Origin of the sequence: Rhodococcus phenolicus (assembly GCF_001646785.1) — a bacterium.
Taxonomy (GTDB): domain Bacteria; phylum Actinomycetota; class Actinomycetes; order Mycobacteriales; family Mycobacteriaceae; genus Rhodococcus; species Rhodococcus phenolicus.
Genome location: NZ_LRRH01000092.1, coordinates 29,519 through 46,855, shown reverse-complemented (window position 1 = coordinate 46,855; position 17,337 = coordinate 29,519). Strand labels below are relative to the sequence as shown.

The 17,337-nt window shown below is 70.4% G+C and carries 15 protein-coding genes; 5 read left to right on the top strand and 10 right to left on the bottom strand.

The window, feature by feature from the left end:
• The first annotated feature begins 182 nt into the window (after positions 1-182).
• Positions 183-854, top strand: coding sequence for a heme-binding beta-barrel domain-containing protein (locus tag A8G15_RS23820; RefSeq protein ID WP_068165339.1), 672 nt, complete (start codon positions 183-185; stop codon positions 852-854).
• 286 nt (positions 855-1,140) lie between these two features.
• Here the strand turns inward: A8G15_RS23820 and cydC are convergent, their stop codons facing one another.
• The 5 genes from cydC to A8G15_RS23795 form a co-directional block, all read right to left on the bottom strand.
• Positions 1,141-2,805: a thiol reductant ABC exporter subunit CydC gene (gene cydC, locus A8G15_RS23815; protein ID WP_068165337.1), complete on the bottom strand. Its 1,665-nt coding sequence runs from the start codon at positions 2,803-2,805 to the stop codon at positions 1,141-1,143.
• Between the two features lie 95 nt (positions 2,806-2,900).
• Complete coding sequence (gene cydD, locus A8G15_RS23810; protein ID WP_068165336.1) at positions 2,901-4,607, bottom strand: thiol reductant ABC exporter subunit CydD; 1,707 nt, start codon at positions 4,605-4,607, stop codon at positions 2,901-2,903.
• A complete protein-coding gene (cydB, locus tag A8G15_RS23805) occupies positions 4,604-5,647 on the bottom strand; it encodes a cytochrome d ubiquinol oxidase subunit II (protein ID WP_068165334.1) in 1,044 nt (347 codons plus the stop codon). Before cydB ends, cydD begins: the two co-directional genes overlap by 4 nt.
• A gap of 12 nt (positions 5,648-5,659) precedes the next feature.
• Positions 5,660-7,156: a cytochrome ubiquinol oxidase subunit I gene (locus tag A8G15_RS23800; protein WP_068165332.1), complete on the bottom strand. Its 1,497-nt coding sequence runs from the start codon at positions 7,154-7,156 to the stop codon at positions 5,660-5,662.
• Between the two features lie 226 nt (positions 7,157-7,382).
• A complete protein-coding gene (locus A8G15_RS23795; protein ID WP_068165329.1) occupies positions 7,383-8,237 on the bottom strand; it encodes an aminodeoxychorismate lyase in 855 nt (284 codons plus the stop codon).
• Between the two features lie 55 nt (positions 8,238-8,292).
• Between A8G15_RS23795 and ygfZ the strand changes: the two genes are divergently transcribed.
• The 4 genes from ygfZ to A8G15_RS23775 all read left to right on the top strand — a co-directional run bounded on the left by ygfZ (position 8,293) and on the right by A8G15_RS23775 (position 11,435).
• On the top strand, positions 8,293-9,423 hold the full coding sequence (ygfZ, locus tag A8G15_RS23790; protein ID WP_068165328.1) for a CAF17-like 4Fe-4S cluster assembly/insertion protein YgfZ: 1,131 nt from the start codon (positions 8,293-8,295) through the stop codon (positions 9,421-9,423).
• A complete protein-coding gene (locus tag A8G15_RS23785; protein WP_068165326.1) occupies positions 9,420-10,097 on the top strand; it encodes an MOSC domain-containing protein in 678 nt (225 codons plus the stop codon). The genes ygfZ and A8G15_RS23785 overlap by 4 nt, the downstream gene beginning before the upstream one ends.
• Complete coding sequence (locus A8G15_RS23780; RefSeq protein WP_068165324.1) at positions 10,094-11,050, top strand: asparaginase; 957 nt, start codon at positions 10,094-10,096, stop codon at positions 11,048-11,050. Before A8G15_RS23785 ends, A8G15_RS23780 begins: the two co-directional genes overlap by 4 nt.
• 193 nt (positions 11,051-11,243) lie before the next feature.
• A complete protein-coding gene (locus A8G15_RS23775; RefSeq protein ID WP_068165323.1) occupies positions 11,244-11,435 on the top strand; it encodes a DUF3073 domain-containing protein in 192 nt (63 codons plus the stop codon).
• A gap of 208 nt (positions 11,436-11,643) precedes the next feature.
• Here the strand turns inward: A8G15_RS23775 and purM are convergent, their stop codons facing one another.
• From purM to A8G15_RS23750, 5 genes are all read right to left on the bottom strand, one after another.
• A complete protein-coding gene (purM, locus tag A8G15_RS23770; RefSeq protein WP_068165321.1) occupies positions 11,644-12,717 on the bottom strand; it encodes a phosphoribosylformylglycinamidine cyclo-ligase in 1,074 nt (357 codons plus the stop codon).
• 151 nt (positions 12,718-12,868) lie between these two features.
• Positions 12,869-14,458 carry an amidophosphoribosyltransferase gene (gene purF / locus A8G15_RS23765; protein ID WP_068165319.1) on the bottom strand — a complete coding sequence of 530 codons (1,590 nt, stop codon included), beginning with the start codon at positions 14,456-14,458 and terminating at the stop codon, positions 12,869-12,871.
• Positions 14,459-14,538: 80 nt separating this feature from the next.
• Positions 14,539-14,928 carry a sterol carrier family protein gene (locus A8G15_RS23760; protein WP_068165317.1) on the bottom strand — a complete coding sequence of 130 codons (390 nt, stop codon included), beginning with the start codon at positions 14,926-14,928 and terminating at the stop codon, positions 14,539-14,541.
• Between the two features lie 11 nt (positions 14,929-14,939).
• Positions 14,940-15,566, bottom strand: coding sequence for a CPBP family intramembrane glutamic endopeptidase (locus tag A8G15_RS23755; RefSeq protein WP_068165315.1), 627 nt, complete (start codon positions 15,564-15,566; stop codon positions 14,940-14,942).
• On the bottom strand, positions 15,563-17,335 hold the full coding sequence (locus A8G15_RS23750; protein ID WP_068165313.1) for an alpha/beta hydrolase: 1,773 nt from the start codon (positions 17,333-17,335) through the stop codon (positions 15,563-15,565). The genes A8G15_RS23755 and A8G15_RS23750 overlap by 4 nt, the downstream gene beginning before the upstream one ends.
• Positions 17,336-17,337 lie beyond the last annotated feature (2 nt).

Genomic DNA, 17,337 nt, shown 5'->3' with positions numbered 1-17,337 from the left:
AACAGTAATCGCTGCGGCCGTCGACCTCGTTGCACCGATCCCGACCGTCGATTTTCGTGCCCTCCGGACGCGGTCTAAGATGTGCCCGTGGTCATTTTCTTCGAGGTCCTTCTCGTCCTGGCAGCGCTGCTCATCACGTGGTTCACGCTGTACACCATCTACCGCCTGGTCGCCGACGAGTCGTGACGGCCGAACACGGTGACAACCCCGGTGTCGTTCGCGGCAGCGGGGACAAGGCCGTCGCCGACGCCATCGAGCGCGCCAAGGCGACCGCGGACCTGAACATTCCCGTCCTGCCGGGGCTCCCGCTGCCCGAGGACACCGCCAACCTGCGGTTGGGACCGGATCTGCACCCCGCGTTGCTGGCGCTGCTGCCCATGGTCGGCGTGTGGCGCGGTGAGGGCGAGGGCAACGATCCCGAGACCGGCGACTACCGGTTCGGTCAGCAGATCGTCGTCTCGCACGACGGCGGCGACTATCTGGTGTGGGAATCGCGGTCCTGGCGGCTCGACGAGAACGGCGGCTACACCGCGCCCGATCGCCGCGAGAGCGGCTTCTGGCGGGTGGCCGGCCAGGACACCGCCGGCAGCGAAGACCCCGAAACGCTCGAGCTGCTGATCAGCCACAGCTCCGGTGTCGTCGAGCTCTACTACGGAACGGCCCTGACCCAGTCGTCGTGGGAGATCGCGACGGACGTGGTGATTCGCAGCCAGTCCGGTGAGGTCGTCGGCGGTGCGAAGCGTCTCTACGGGATCATCGAAGGCGGCGACCTCGCGTACGTCGAGGAACGCGTCGCCGCGGACGGCGATCTGAAGCCGCGCCTCTCGGCGCGGTTGTCGCGGCACATGGGCTGAATCGGCAGGTAGACCGAACCACCTGTGGAACCGCGCCGCCCGTGGACGGCAAGCGGCCCCCGAGCCGTACCGGCGAGGGCGGACGCATCCACTCCCTCACGGGTCCCGGCCGGACGGACCGGGGGCTCGGGGGCCGGGTGACTACCTGGGATTCGCCAGCCGCGCGCGCGGTCGGTGAATACCGTCGTCGGCGACAGCGGCTAGCCGGCAGCCACCTCACGTGTCCGACATTCACTCATTGTCCAGACCACCTCCTTCCTCGTGTACGGACGAAGGTACGCCGGGCTCAGCGGGCGGGCAACGGATTATTTCCGGGGACGTCCTCCGAGGCCTCGAGGACCTCGACGACCCGGTCCGCGGCGGTGCCGGCGGGCAGCTGGTGGGTGACGACGACGACCGTCCGGTCGGACGCGACCAGACCGGCGTCGCGGTCCAGCAGCAGACGCTGCAGGTGGCCCCCGTCGTCGGCATCGAGATGCTCGGTCGGTTCGTCGAGCAGCAGCACCCGCGCCGGGGACAGCAGCGCCCGCGCCAGCAGCAGCCGTCGGCGCTGACCACCCGACAGCGCACGCGCACCGCCTTCGAGGATCGTGTGCAGTCCGTCCGGCAGGCCCGACACCCAGTCCGCCAGTCCCACCGACGCGAGTGCGGTGGCGGCGGCGGTCTCGTCGATGTCGCCGCGCGCCACGCGCAGGTTCTCGAGCACCGACGTCTCGAAGACGTGGGCGTCCTCGGCGAAGAACCCGACATGGTGACGCAGCTCGGCCGGGTCCAGGTCGGCGAGCGCGACACCGTCGAGAGCGACGGTCCCCGCGACCGGGGGAAGCAGGCCGGCGAGCGTCATGATCGTGCTGGTCTTGCCGCTGCCGCTGGCACCCACGATCGCCACGCGCGCGCCGGGAGGCAGGTCCACGTCGAGCGGTGCCGACGCGCGGCCGTTCGGCCATCCGCTGCGCAGGCCCGTGGCCTTCAGGTGGCCCCGGCCGACCGGGTGTGTCCCGTGGGGGACGGGCCGGGCGGCGCGGTCGAGCAGGTCGGTGACCCGGCCTGCCGCGATCCGGGCACGGGTCAGAGTCAGTGCCGCGGCGGGCAGCGTCCCGGCCGCTTCGAACGCGGCCAGCGGAAGCAACACGAGGATGCCGAGCGACATCGGGCTCATCGCGGGATCCGACGCGAACGCGGTGATGCCCACGAGCAGTGATCCGAGCACGCTCGCGCCGATCGCCAGGGGTGTGGCCGCCTCCGCGAACGCAGCGGGGGCCGCGGCACGGTCGGTCGCCGCGACCAGCGCATCGTTCTCCGCGTAGGCCCGCGCGGTGGTCGCGTCGAGCCGGCCCGCGACTCTCAGTTCGGCCGCGTGGTCGAGCACGGTGACCGCGTCCTGCGCGAACCGGGCGCGTGCTTCGGCGCCGTCGGCCTCCGCGCGGGTAGCGGCACGCGCGGACAGCCACGGGGCGAGCACCCCGGCGACCAGCAGCGCGATCGCGAGGATCGCGGCGGCGGGCGGGGAGATCAGCGCGAGCGTCACCACTGCGGCGACGGACAGCACGATCGCAACGGCGATGGGGACGAGCGCACGGACCACCACGTCGCCGAGGGCATCGACGTCGGCGCCGGTCCGGGTGAGCAGTTCGCCGCGGCGCAGGCCCGCGGACGCGGCCGGGTCGCCCGCGGCGAGTCGCCGGTAGAGCCCGGCGCGGGCGGCGGTGGTGCCGCGCAGGGCGACGTCGTGGGTTGCCAGGCGTTCGCAGTAGCGGAACAGGCCCCGCGAGATACCGAGGGCGCGGACGGCCACGACCGCGACGGTGAGGTCGAGGACCGGGGGCATCTGCCATGCGCGGATGATGAGCCACGCGGACAGCCCCGACAGGAACAGCGCGGCACCGAGGGTCGCGACCCCGGCCGCGACGGCGACGGCGACGCGGCGGGGTTCGAGTTCGAGCAGCGTCATGGCCCGGCGCAGGTCGCCCCTGCGGCGTCGACGCCGGCCATGCCGTCCTTCTCCGAGCCGACCGACTCCGGGGCGATCGCTTCGGCGTGGCGTGGTCATCCTGCGGTCACCTCCACGACGCTGTCGGCGGCGGCCAGGAGGGCGGGGCGGTGCGCGACGATCACGACCGTCGCGCCGCGGTCGGCACGTTCGCGCAGTGCCGCCAGGACCGTCGCCTCGGTGTCGCTGTCGAGGTGCGCGGTGGGTTCGTCGAGCAGCAGCACGGGACGGGGCGACGCGAGGGTGCGGGTCAGCGCGAGCCGCTGTCGCTGGCCGAGGGACAGGCCGGTTCCGCCGGCACCGACCTCGGTGTCCCACCCCCGGGGCAGTTCGTTCAGGACTTCGTCGAAACCTGTTGCTGCACAGACATTTCCGAGTTCCGGATCGGCGGCGTCGACGCCCGTGAGCGCGAGATTGCCGGCCAGGGTCCCGGGCAGCAGAACGGGCCGCTGCGGCAACCACGCGACCTGCGACCACCACGCGTCGGTGCCGCGCACTTCGTCGGCGCCGATCAGGACACGCCCGCTCGCGAGTCCGGTGAGGCCGAGGATCGCGAGCAACGCGGTGGATTTTCCGGCACCGTTCGCGCCGGTGAGCGCGGTGATCGTGCCGGGGCGGCACACGGCCGCGAGACCGTGCGGGGCGTACCCGTCGCGACCGGCGACGGAGATGCCGTCGAGCACGAGGTCGCGACCGCGAGCATCGAGCGACGCGGTGGTCGCGGTCGCGGTCGCGGCCGGAGGCGCGGCATCGAGGATCGCGAAAGCTCTTTCCGCCGCGGCCATTCCGTCCTCCGCGGCGTGGAACTTGGCGCCGACGGTGCGCAGCGGCAGATACGCCTCGGGCGCGAGTATCAACGCGACGATCCCGGCTTCGAGGGGCATCCCGCCGACGACCAGACGCAGACCGATGCCGACGGCGACGAGCGCCACCGAGAGGGTCGCGAGGAACTCGAGCACGGATCCGGACAGGAACGCGATCCGCAGCGCCGACATGGTGGCGTGGCGGTGGTCGTCGCCGAGGTCGCGGACGCGTCCCGCAGGTCCCTGTTCGCGGCCGAGTGCGCGCAGGGTCGGCAGGCCCGCGAGCAGATCCAGCAGTTGCGCGGACAGCGTGGTCATCGTGCGCAGGCTGCGGTCGGCACGACCCTTGGTGAGCAGGCCGATGAGGATCATGAACACCGGGATCAGCGGCAGCGTGACGGCGACGACGATCGCCGACGTGATGTCCTGGGTCGCGATCGCGACGAGCACGATCGGGGTGGAGACGACCGCGAGCAGCAGGGCCGGCACGTAGCCGGTGAGGTATTCGGTGAGGCCGCCGAGACCGCGGGTGAGCACGGTGGCGATCTCGTCGCGGCGCGGGTCCAGTTCCCGGGGTGGCGATGCCGCCGCGGCGGCGAGCACCTCGTGTTCGAGTTCGGCGACGACGCGACTCGCCGAACGGTGCGCGTAACGGCTGCGCACCCAGGATGTGGTGACGCGCATCGTGATCGCGGCGGCGAGGACGAGCAGGTCGGTGCGCCAGTCACCGAGGGTGCGCGCATCGGTGGTGATCACGCCCGCCAGAATCCGGCCGATCATCAACGCGGACACCACGATCGCGGCCACGTCGATCAGCGCGGCGAGGACGGACAGGACGAGATATCCGCGCGCGGACTGCGAGTATCGCCACAGCCGCGGATCGATCGGGCGACGGCGCCCCCGCGCACCGGATTCCGCGGAATCGGGCCGGTTCGCGGGGGTGACGTCGGCGGTGGTCACGACCGGCCCGCTCCGAGCGGCAGCCCGATCGATTTCGGGATGTGCTGGGTCGAAATGCGCTGGCGGAACACCCAGTACGTCCATCCCTGGTAGACCAGGACCACGGGGGTGACGATCACCGCGGCCCACGTCATGATCTTCAGGGTGTACGGGCTCGACGACGCGTTCTGGATCGTCAGCGACCACGCGTCGTTCAGCGTCGACGGCATGACGTTCGGGAACAGCGACCCGAACAGCAGAACGACGGTGCCGACGATCGCGAAGGTCGTGAACACGAACGCCCAGCCTTCACGCTCGACCCGGGTGAGCGCGACGACCGCGAGCAACGCGGCCGCGGCGGCACCCACGAGGATCCAGGTCCAGTTCTTGCCGTATGCCAGCTGCGTCCACAGCACGAACACGCCTGCGACCAGAACCGTGGGGATCGACAGGCGGTGGGCGAGCTTCACCGCGTCGCCGCGGACCTCGTCACCGGTCTTGAGCGCGAGGAACACCGCGCCGTGCAACGCGAACACGAGTGCGGTGGTGGCACCACCGAGCAGCGCGTACGGGTTGAGCAGGGCGAAGAACCCGCCGACGTACTGCTTGTCCGCGTCGATCGCGACGCCGCGGACGATGTTCGCGAACGCCACGCCCCACAGGACCGCGGGCACCCAGGAACCGACGATGATGCCGAGATCCCAGCGGCGGCGCCAGGTGGGATCGTCGATCTTGCCGCGGTATTCGATCGCGCAGACCCGCACGATGAGGGCGAGCAGGATCAGCAGCAGCGGCAGGTAGAAGCCGGAGAACAACGTGGCGTACCACTCGGGGAAGGCCGCGAACAACGCGCCGCCCGCGGTGAGCAGCCACACCTCGTTGCCGTCCCAGACCGGACCGATCGTGTTGAGCAGCACCCGGCGCCGGGTGTCGGCGACGGCGTCCCTGCCCCGGCCGAGGACGGGCATGAGCATGCCGACGCCGAAATCGAAGCCCTCGAGCACGAAGTACCCGGTGAACAGCACCGCGATGAGGACGAACCAGAGTTCTTGAAGTCCCATGATCGTGCTCTCCTAGTACGCGAAGGACAGTTGCTTGGGCCGGCCGTCGTCGTCAGGCTCGTCGTGCTCGCCCGGCGGGTGTGCGTCGTGCGGCAGAGGTCCTTCGATCGTGTAGCGGCGGATCAGCCAGAACCACACCACACCCAGCGCCGCGTACACGAGGGTGAACGCGACCAGCGAGGTGATCACCGTGGCGCTGGAGTGATCGGAGACGCCCTGGTCGACGGTCAGCCGGATCATGTCGACGCCGGTCGGGTTGGGGTGCACGACCCAGGGCTGGCGACCCATCTCGGTGAAGATCCAGCCGGCACTGTTGGCCAGGAAGGGTGTCGGGATGGCGATGAGCGCGAGCCGGCCGAACCATTTCTGATCGGGAACGCGTCCGCCGCGAGTGACCCACAGTCCGGCGAGGGCGAGCGCCAGCGAGCCGGCGCCGAGGCCGATCATGGCCCGGAACGACCAGTACGTCACGAACAGGTTGGGCCGGTAGTTGCCGGGACCGAACTGCTCCTCGTACTGCGCCTGCAGGTCCTCCACACCCTGCAGTTCGACACCGGTGAACTGCCCCTCGGCGAGGTAGGGCAGGATGAACGGAACCTCGATGAGGTGGATGACACCGTCGCAGTCGTTGTGGGTCCCGATCGTGAGGATCGAGAAGTCCGGGTCGACTTCGGTGTGGCACAGGGATTCCGCGGACGCCATCTTCATGGGCTGCTGCTGGAACATGAGCTTGGCCTGGATGTCGCCGGTGAAGATCACGGCGACGCCGGCGATCATCATCACGAGCAGGCCGAGGCGGGTACCGGGCCGGAACACCGTCCGGGCTTCGCTTTCGAAGCGCTCGGCCTCGGCCGTGTCGGTCGCCTCCTTCGCACGCCGCATGTTGCGGACCATCCACCAGCCGCCGATACCCGCGACGAACGTGCCCGCGGTGAGGAAGGCACCTGCGACGGCGTGCGGGAACGCGGCCAGGGCCGTGTTGTTGGTGAGCAGTGTCCAGATGCTGGTGAGTTCGGCACGCCCGGTGTCGGGGTTGTAGACCGCGCCGACGGGATGCTGCATGAACGAGTTCGCGGCGATGATGAAGAACGCCGAGGCGTTCACGCCGATCGCGACCAGCCAGATCGTCGCGAGATGGAGCAGTTTCGGAAGCCGGGTCCAGCCGAAGATCCACAGGCCGAGGAACGTGGATTCGAGGAAGAACGCGACGAGGCCTTCGAGGGCCAGAGGTGCGCCGAAGACGTCACCGACGAACCGGGAGTACTCGCTCCAGTTCATACCGAACTGGAATTCCTGGACGATGCCGGTGGCGACGCCCAGCGCGAAGTTGATGAGGAACAGCTTCCCGAAGAACTTCGTGAGGCGATACCAGTGGTCCTTCTTGGTGACCACCCACATCGTCTGCATGATCGCGATCATCGGCGCCAGGCCGATGGTCAGCGGGACGAGAATGAAGTGATAGACGGTGGTGATGCCGAACTGCCACCGGGACAGGTCCAACACATCCATGGCAACTCCGTGGTGACGCCCAGGAACAATCGCCGAATCCGGGTCGTGGGCAGGCACACCCGAATCCTGTGCACAACGTAGCGACCACGCGGGGCACGCGCGGACGATCCGGTGTTACTACAAAATGTAGTAGATAATTCCCGCAGGATGCGGACTCGGTGTCCACAAACACAGTCCGGGTCGGGCGGTCGACGAATCACTCACCGGAACCGCGCGGCCCGCTCCCCTACTCGACGGTGTCGACCGCCAGGTCGACGAGCTCCTCGACCTCACCGACCAGGGTCCGCCCGTTCAGCGGATGCCCGTCGAGCGTGTGCACCCGCGCCGCGAGCGCGACACTCGACACCAGCCACACACCGTCGGCGACGATCAGATCGGCCGGCCGCAACGTCTCGTACCGCGCGGTGAAATCACGCTGCTCGGCGACCTCGAACAGCGCCTGCTGCGTGGTTCCCGGCAGGATCCCGTGCGCCGGAGGCGGTGTCAGCAGCGTCCGGCCCCGGGCGATCACCACCGTCGAACGCGGACCCTCGAGCACGCATCCCTCGCTGCTGAGGAAGATCACGTCGTCCGCACCGAGCGACTCCGCGTGCCGCAGCGCCGCCATGTTCGTCGCGTACGACAGTGTCTTCGCGCCGAGAAGCTGCCAGGGCGCCTTCGCCGCCAGATCCACCGAGAAGCCGCGTTCGAGGGTCACCACGGACACACCGTCGCGCCGTGCCACGCCGACCCGCTCCGCAACCGGGGTGACCAGCAGGAACGCGGTCGGATCGCTACCCGCCTCGCGCCCTCGGGTGTACACCAGCCGCAGCGCACCCTCGCGGTCCGCACCCCAGTGCTCGACGGCCATCTCGATCGCCAGCCGCCAGTCGTCGCGATCGGGTTCGGGCAGACCCGCGGCCTCGGCGGAGGCGGCCATCCGGCCCAGATGCAGTTCGACCGTCCGTGCCCGCCCGTCCCGCACCAGCAACGTCTCGAACACGCCGTCCCCGCGCAGCACCCCGAAATCGTCGGCGTGGAGCAGTGGCGCCTCCGCGTCCCGCACCTCGCCGTCCAGCGTCACCAGCACCCGATCAGCCATGGCGCCCACAATATCCATTGGCGGTGCAGGACCGGCTTCCCCATAGACTGGTGTCGTGGCCGAGTTTCCGAACGTGACCGAAAGCCCACTTCTCGCGCTCCCCGACGCCGTTGCCGCACCTCCGGGCACACCCGATGCCGGACTGCCCTGGCACCACGGCGATCCCCTCGGTGAACAGCGCGCCGCGACGCTCGGAGTCGCGGTGATCGACCGGTCGACGCGGTTCATCGTCGCGATCTCCGGCAAGGAACGGCTCTCGTGGCTGCACACGATCTCGAGTCAGCACGTCGCGGCACTGCCCGACGGCACCTCGGCCGAGAACCTCAGCCTGGACGCCAACGGGCGCATCGAGCACCACTTCGTGCAGACCGACCTCGACGGCGTCACCTGGATCGACACCGAACCCGCGCGCGGACCGGACCTGCTGGCGTTCCTCACCAAGATGGTGTTCTGGGCCGCGGCCGAACCGCGCGACGGGAACGAAATGGCGATGCTGAGCCTGCTGGGCCCGCAGTCCGGCGACCCCCGCATCCTCGCGGCTCTCGGGCTCGACGCGCTGCCGTCCGAGCCGTACGCCGCGGTCGCGCTGCCCGGCGGCGGTTTCGTGCGACGCATGCCGTGGCCGACCGCCCATTCGTACGACCTGCTGGTACCGCGGGAGAAGCTCACCGACGTGTTCGGGGCTCTCACCGCCGCCGGCGCCCGCCCCGCAGGCACGTGGGCCTTCGAGGCCCTGCGCGTCGAGGCCGTGCGACCCCGCATCGGACTCGACACCGACGAGCGCACCATCCCGCACGAGGCGCGCTGGATCGGCGCTCCCGACCGTTTCGGCGCCGTGCACCTCGACAAGGGCTGCTATCGCGGCCAGGAGACGGTCGCCCGGGTGGAGAACCTCGGGAAGCCGCCGCGGCAGCTGGTGCTGTTGCACCTCGACGGTTCCGCCGACGGCCGCCCCGAACCCGGAGATCCGGTGACCGCGGACGGCCGGACCGTGGGCCGTCTGGGCACCGTCGTCGACCACCACGAGCTCGGACCGATCGCGCTCGCCCTGATCAAACGCAACGTTCCCGCCGGAACGGCGTTGGTCGCGGGGCCGTGCGCCGCCGCGATCGACGCCGATTCCGTGCCGGACGACAGCGGAATCCAGGCGGGCCGCCTGGCCGTCGAGCGGCTGCGCGGCCGGTGACCGCGCCGGACACCGCCCGGCTCGGCCGGGTGGACGCGGTGTGCGTGGTCCACGCGATCCGGGACAGCGGCACCCGCCGGGTTCCGCGCACGGCCATCGACAAGCGTCCGGTGACCGGCCCGGTGCACGTGCACGCTCTCGGCCTCACCGGCGACCGCCAGTGCGACACCGAGTACCACGGTGGCCGTCACAAGGCCGTCTACGTCTACGGCGAGGACGAGGCGCAGCGCTGGGCGGCCGAGCTCGGCCGGGACCTGTCCAGCGGCTGGTTCGGCGAGAACCTGCGGTTGAGCGGCATCCGGACGACGGACGCGGTGATCGGTGAGCGGTGGCGGATCGGCACCGCGGGTCTGGTGCTCGAGGTGACCGAGCCCCGCACCCCGTGCGGCACCTTCGGGGTGTGGGCGGCCGAGCCGGGCTGGGTCAAGCGCTTCACCGAGCGCGGTGACACCGGCGCGTACCTGAAGGTCGTCACCGAGGGCCCGATCGCCGAGGGCGACGAGATCCGGGTGGTGTCGGTTCCCGAGCACGGCGTCACCGTCCGGGATATGTTCACCGGGCGCGACCCGGACCGGCTCGCGCTGCTGCTCGAACAGCAGGACGATCTGTCGCCGACCGTCGTCGAGAAGGTTCGCCGGCGGCTCGCGAAACGACAGGTGCAGGGGGCGAAGTGAGCGTCGAACTGGTGGAGGTGGTGCGATCGGGGTTCCGCGAGTGCGTGCACCGCGGCTCCCTGATAGTCCTGGATCCGCGCGGCGAGGTCCTGATCTCGCTGGGTGAGGTCCACACCCCCGTCTACCCGCGATCGTCGAACAAGCCGTTGCAGGCGACCGCGCTGCTGCGGCACGGCTTCGTCCCCCGCACGACCGCCGAGCTGGCCATCGCGACGGCGTCGCACGAAGGCGAGTCCGAGCACGTCGAGCTCGTCGAGGATCTGCTCGACGAGTACGGCTTCGACGAGACCGATCTGCAGTGCCCGGCGGACCTGCCCGGCAACGAGCTGGCCCGCGCGGAGGTCCTGGCATCGGGGCGGCCGCCGCGCACGGTGTACATGAACTGCTCCGGCAAGCACGCCGCGATGCTCGCCGCGTGCGCCGCCAACGACTGGGACACGCGCAGCTACCTCGACCCCGCCCATCCGCTGCAGCAGGCCGTCGTCGACACCGTCCTGGACCTGGCCGGCGACGTCGAGGACGCCGAGCTCGGTATCGACGGCTGCGGCCTGCCGATCGTGCCGCTGCCCTTGTTCAACCTCGCGACCGCGTACTCGCGGCTCGTCACCGCCGCCCCCGACACCCCGGAGCGGGCGGTCGCCGACGCCCTGCGTGCCCACCCGTTCCTCGTCTCCGGGACCGGCAAGGACGACGATCGGCTGATGACCGCGGTCCCGGGCCTGATGTGCAAGGCCGGCGCCGACGGCATCCACGCGGGTGCGCTGCCGGACGGGACCGCCTTCGCGTTCAAGATCGACGACGGTCACGAACGTGCCCGGTTGCCGCTGACCGCGGCCCTGCTGCACCGGCTCGGCGTCGACTGGTCCGAGGAACACGCGACCCTCGCATCGCAGCCGGTGCTCGGCGGAGGTGTGCGGGTCGGCACGGTTCGCGCGATCCCGGGGGTGTTCTGACCGCCGAACCACCCGACGAACACCGTCATCGGTGCAGGTCGTGTCCGGATGAGACGCATCGGACACGGCCTCGGCGGGGTGTGTGGAGGCGGAACGAACTTTTCCACGCTAGAGTGGAGCGCAGGAAAATACTCACATCACCGGGGCCGCCAAATTCCCCAGGCCGCCCCGTCAAAGCGCGAGGGGGTTAGCCATGGGCCGCGGCCGGGCTAAGGCAAAGCAGACCAAGGTTGCACGGCAACTCAAGTACAGCTCGCCGTCCACCGACTTCGAGAGCCTCCAGCGAGAGTTGTCTGGTGGTGAACCCATCTCGCACCGGGACGAAGTCTTCGCAGACCAACGCTCCGGTTGGGACGACGACTCGGACGACGACTGGCGTCGCTGACCCAGAGTAATCCCACGCACGGACTGGGGGGAGCCGGCAACACCGGCTCCCCTTTACTGGCGTAGAACGCATCCCGGCCGGGGTGCGTTCTCCGGGTTTCCGCGCCGCGACGGCACGGATGCCCCCGGCCCGGGATCTCAGCACGCACCGAAGCACGAAGCACTGTGCCCGGGCCCGGGCACAGTGCTTCGTGCAGATCCGGTTCGAACTAGAACCGCGGGTGGTCGCCGAGCAGCACGGCGCGCGTGTCGTCCTGGTCCTGCGCCTTGCGGACCGTTCCGAGGGTCCAGCAGTCGATGTGGCGTGCCGTGAGCACTGCCAGGGCCCGGTCGACGTCCTCGGGCGCGACGATCGCGACCATGCCGACGCCCATGTTGAACGTCTTCTCCATCTCGGCGCGCTCCACGCGACCGCGCTGGGCGATCAGGCCGAACACCGGAGCGGGGCTCCACGTCGTACGGTCCAGCTCGGCGACGAGACCCTTCGGCATGACGCGCGCGAGGTTCGCGGCCAGGCCACCACCGGTGACGTGGCAGAACGTGCGGACCTCGGTTTCGGCAGCGAGCGCGAGGCAGTCCTTGGCGTAGATGCGGGTCGGCTCGAGCAGTTCCTCGCCGAGGGTGCGGCTGAACTCGTCGACGTGCGCCGTCAGGCTCATCTTGCCGATGTCGAGCAGCACCTTGCGGGCGAGCGAGTAACCGTTGGAATGCAGGCCCGAGGCACCCATGGCGATCACCACGTCGCCGGGGCGGACCCGGTCGGGGCCGAGCAGCTTGTCGGCTTCGACGACACCCACACCCGTCGCGGACAGATCGTAATCGCCGTCCGCCATGACACCGGGATGCTCGGCCGTCTCGCCGCCGAGCAGCGCGCAGCCGGCCTGGATGCAGCCCTCGGCGATACCGCCGACGATCTCCGCGACCCGCTCGGGAACGACCCGGCCCACCGCGATGTAGTCCTGGAGGAACAGCGGTTCGGCGCCGCACACGACCAGGTCGTCGACGACCATCGCGACCAGGTCGAGGCCGACGGTGTCGTGCTTGTCGAGTGCCTGGGCGACGGCGAGCTTCGTGCCGACGCCGTCGGTGGACGCGGCCAGCAACGGCTCCTTGTAGTCACCCTTGAGCGCGAACAGGCCCGCGAATCCACCGAGGCCGCCGAGCACCTCCGGTCGGGTCGCCTTCTTCGCGAGCGGCGCGAACAGTTCGACGGCTCGGTCGCCTGCCTCGATGTCCACGCCCGCCGCTGCGTAGGAAGCTCCGGGGGTTGTGTCCTCGGTCATGGGTTGTCGGCTCCAGCCTCGAGTTGTGATGAACAGGTGTGCCGGCACCGTCATCCGGGCGCGCGTGTGCACGCCGAAAGCAGCCGGCCGCGCACCTACGGTACCGGACCGGCCGGGACCGTCGGTGCGCGAGGAGAGAAAAGCTCGGGCCTCAGGGACGGCTCAACGCGTCTGCGTTGTCGTTGTCGAGGACCGTGGGGGTCGGGGAGGCGACGTCGACGACACCTTCGAGGATGTCCTTGCCGACGGCGTGCTCCTTGGGCAGCCCGATCGGGTAGTGACCGTCGAAACAGGCCGCGCACAGTCGCGATGCCGGCTGCTCGGTCGCGCCGATCATCCCGTCGATCGAGATGTAGCCGAGCGAGTCGGCGCCGATGGACCGGCGCACCATCTCGACCATCTCGTCGAAGTCGTGCCCGGCGGCGGGAGAGGCGTCGTCACGGGTGCCGCTGCCGTTGGCGATCAGCTCCGCCGGGGAGGCGAAGTCGATGCCGTAGAAGCACGGCCACTTGACCGGCGGCGACGCGATGCGCACGTGGATCTCGAGCGCCCCGGCCTCACGCAGCATCCGGATCAGGGCCCGCTGGGTGTTGCCGCGGACGATCGAATCGTCCACGACCACCAGGCGCTTGCCGCGGATGACCTCGCGCAGCGGGTTGAGCTTGAGCCGGATGCCGAGCTGGCGGATCGTCTGGCTGGGCTGGATGAACGTGCGGCCCACGTACGCGTTCTTCATCAGGCCCTGGCCGTAGGGCAGGCCCGAGCCCTGCGCGTAGCCGACCGCGGCGGGCGTGCCGGACTCGGGCACCGGGATCACCAGGTCCGCGTCGATCGGGTGTTCCTTCGCGAGGCGACGGCCGATCTCGACGCGGGTCGCGTGCACCGACCGGCCGGCGATCGTGGAGTCGGGGCGGGCGAGGTAGACGTACTCGAAGACGCAGCCCTTGGGCTCCGGGTTCGCGAACCGCGACGACCGGACACCGTCGGCGTCGATCGCGAGCAGTTCACCGGGCTCGATGTCACGGACGAACGACGCACCGACGATGTCGAGGGCGGCGGTCTCGCTGGCCACGACCCAGCCGCGGTCGAGGCGGCCCAGGCACAGCGGCCGGATGCCCCACGGATCGCGCGCCGCGTACAGGGTGTGCTCGTCCATGAACGTCAGGCAGAACGCGCCGCGCAGCTTCGGGAACAGCTCGAGCGCGGCCTGCTCGAGCGTGCCGTCGGCGACGGCGTGCGCGAGCAGCGCGCCGACGATGTCGGAGTCCGAGGTCGCTGCACCGGGCCGGGCCGGATCGATGATGCCCAGCTCACGGGCGCGTGCGGCGAGCTCCGCGGTGTTGACGAGGTTGCCGTTGTGGCCGAGTGCGACACCGGTACCGGTCGCGGTGGTGCGGAAGATCGGCTGCGCGTTCTCCCAGGTCGTCGACCCGGTGGTGGAGTAGCGGCAGTGGCCGACGGCGATGTGGCCGGGCATCGCGGCGAGCGTCTGCTCGTCGAACACCTGGCTCACCAGGCCGAGATCCTTGAATACGAGCACCTGCGAGCCGTCGGCGACGGCGATGCCGGCCGCTTCCTGCCCGCGATGCTGCAGCGCGTAGAGGCCGTAGTACGTGAGCTTCGCCACGTCTTCACCGGGCGCCCAGACTCCGAAGACGCCGCACTCCTCGCGGGGCTCGTTTTCGGGTTCGTCGGAGGCGAGAAGATTACGAGTGTGAACCGACAGATCGGCACTGGTCACCGGGGTGCTCCCTGGGGCTGGACAAGGGCGGGGCACACCCATTCTACGAGCAGGTTCCGGTAACCCCTATCGGGGATCGGTCACACGACCCGCATCAGCGGCAGCCAGTGCGCGATCTCCACGGCCCGGCTGCCGGACGCGTCGAGCTTCCCGGACGCGACCGCGTCGTCGTATCCGAGCAGGCCGGTCGCGAGCAGCAGCCACGTGCGCGGCTCCGTTTCGACGACGTTCGGGGGTGTGCCACGGGTGTGCCGCAGTCCCTCGATGCACTGCACCGCCACGAACGGCGGCACCCGCACCTCGACGCTCGAACCCGGCGCCACCTGCTCGAGCGTGCGTGCGCTGAGCCGCACCGCCGCCGCGAGGTCCGCCCGGGCAGGCGGGTCGTCGACGTCGCCGCGCAGCCACGGCTCGACCCGCAGCAGGGCGTCTCGGAGTTCGGCGGGATCGACGGGTTTGCGTGGGGCCACGGCCAGCCAGCCTATCCGCGCCGCGACGTCGCCAGACGCACCGCGGCCGCTCCCCCGGCGTTGATCGCCAGGTGCGCCAGCGCGGGCGCGAGAACGCTGCCGCTGCGACGGCGCAGCCAGTCGAATCCGAGCCCGGACAGGCCCGTCACCGCAACCGTTCCCGCAACATTGTCCCCGGCGATCATCGCCGGACGCACGTGCCACAGCCCGAACGCGGTCGCGTGGACGGCAGAACCCGCGAGCGGCGTCAGCACCCCGCGGAACAGCAGTTCCTCCGCGAGCACCGTCCCCACCGGGATGTGCAGGGTGATCCAGGTCCAGAAGTCGTCGCGCCCGGCTCCGGCCGAGACCGCGATCCGGTCGCGCACCGCGGGCACGGTCAGGGCGATCGCGTAACCACCGAGGACGGCACCCGCGGCCACCGCACCCCAGCGCAACCCGGACGGGATGCGGGCGGGATCAAGTCCCAGCTCGGCGCGGTTCATGCCCGACGCACGAGCCGCGACGACCGCGCACACCCCCAGACCTGCCGACGCCCATGTGCGCCCGTGCGCCCCGAGCGGCGCCGACGGCAGCGTCGCGCTCCACAGGACCGCTGCCGCCGCGACGGCCGGGCCCGCGACACCGAACCGGGTCACTTCTCCGGCCCCTGACTCCCGGCGAGCACCCCGAGCGCGAATCGCACCCGTTCGGTGTCGGTGGCGGTCCAGCCCTCCGGCTGGGTGACCGCGATCCACCCGTCGAGGACCTCGGTGCCGTAGTTGTGCCCGTGCCCGTCGGGCACGCCGGCCGCGTTCGTCAGATCCGCCGAGACCTGCCAGAACGTGACGAACGGGAACCAGCGCATCTGCGGCAGGCGATCCGGTCCCGGTGCTTCGGACAGCCAATCGGGCCGCGAGAACAGCAGATCCGGCGACCACCACACCACCGGATCCGACGCGTGCTGGATGTACAGCACACGCGGATTCAGCCACGGTGTCGGCGGAGTGCCGATGTCGGAGACGTCGTCGGTGAACCGCACGACCATGCCGTCGGCGTAGACCGGCTGCACCTCGGGGGTACCGGGGTCGCGACGGTCGACGAGCTGGCGCCACAGCCGGTTGGCATTCGGCGGCCCGACCCACAGGACTCCGTTCACGGTTGCACGGATTTCGGCGAGGCTGTCGAAAGCTCCCTCCCCCGACTGGGTTCCGAGGCTTTCGCCGTAGACGTACAGCTGCGGGCGCCGGTCCGGCGGCCGGGCAAGCCAGCGTTCGTGGACCCGGTCGACGAGGATCCGGCCGGCTTCGGCGGCCTTGTCGCGGTCCGCGAGGAACGAGATCCAGCTCGGCAGGAACGAGTACTGCCACGCGACCATCGCGAGGTCTCCGTTGTGGACCAGTTCCATGGCCTGGGCGGCGGTCGGGTTCACCCAGCCCGTGCCGGTCGTGGGGATGATCACGAGCACCTTGCGGTCGAACGCGCCGGTGCGTTCGAGTTCGTCGATCACCAGATCCGCCCGCTTCTCGGCGGTGTCGGCGGTGCCGAGACCGACGTAGACGCGGATCGGTTCCTTCGCGGGGGTGCCGTTGATGGCACCGAGTTCGGCGGCGTCGAGGCCGCGGGAGACGAAGTTGCGGCCCTCGAATCCGAGCGTGTCCCACGGCGCGAGCGAATCGGGGCTGCCGGACTTCTCGGGCGCGATCGGCTGCACCGCGCCGGGGCGGGTCTCGCCGTCCTGGATGCTGAACGCGGAGTTGACGAACGCGTAGGTTCCCCGGATCAGCACGCCGTCGATGAGCATGAACGTCACCAGCACGACCACCAGCACCCCGAGGGTTCGTGCCAGACCGGCAGGAAGATGACGCCGGATCAGCTGCCGCGCGATCCATCTGCCGATGTCGCGCAGACCGCGCCACGCGGAGACGAGTAGACCGGCGACCGCCAGAGCCAGCGCCAGCGTGCGCAGGTAACCGCTGGTGGTGGTGCCCTCGGCGCCCATCAGCGCCGCGAGCTGACGTTGCTGGGTCGCAGCGAGCACCAGCGCCACCACCGACGCGACGATCGCGGCGACCGGCACCGCGACCTTGATCGCCCGCAGCACCGGGATCGGTGGTGGCCACCACCGCAACCGCGACATCACGAACCGGTCGGCGAGCCAGCCCGCGACGCAGCCGACGCCGTAGCCGACCGCGGCGTTGATACCGCCGATGAGTCCCTGGAACAGCCAGTCGCGCGGCAGCAGCGACGGTGACAGCGACCAGCAGAAGAACAACGCCGCGAAGGCGATGCCGGTGAAATCCAGGCTCAGCCACCCCCACACCCGCGCGGTGAGGGGGTGCCGGTCACCGAAATCGGTGACCGCGGCGATGACCTGGCCCTGCCGGGCTTCGATCAACGCCAGCCGATCGACCTGGGTGCCGGCCATGG